The organism is Chromohalobacter sp. HP20-39, from assembly GCF_033052815.1.
GTDB lineage: Bacteria > Pseudomonadota > Gammaproteobacteria > Pseudomonadales > Halomonadaceae > Chromohalobacter.
This window is the reverse complement of sequence record NZ_JAWHTP010000960.1, coordinates 1-251: the sequence shown is the minus strand read 5'-3', so window position 1 is coordinate 251 and position 251 is coordinate 1. Positions and strand designations below refer to the sequence as shown.

The window sequence follows — 251 nt, the reverse complement described above, 5'->3', positions numbered from 1 at the left end:
GGCAGCGCTTGCGAGAACGGCGCGGGTCATTTCTGCGCCGTGATGACGAGCTTATTCTCGACGGTGCCAGTTTCGCCCTGAACCTTGGCGCCGAGCGAAAGCTGCCAGCGGCCCGCCATGCCAAACGTTGCCTTGAATTTGTAACTGCCCGGCTCCGCGCCCGGCACCGGCGCGATCTTGGTTGCCATCTCCTGCATACCGTCCGGAGCCATGTCGAGACGGGTCGCGAAGATGACGGCGTCAGGCACGGA

At 64.1% G+C, this 251-nt stretch carries 1 protein-coding gene; it reads right to left on the bottom strand.

The features are described from left to right. Nucleotides 1-26: 26 nt before the first annotated feature. A partial coding sequence (locus RVY79_RS20810; protein WP_317466502.1) for a FixH family protein occupies nucleotides 27-251 on the bottom strand: 225 nt, incomplete at its 5' end.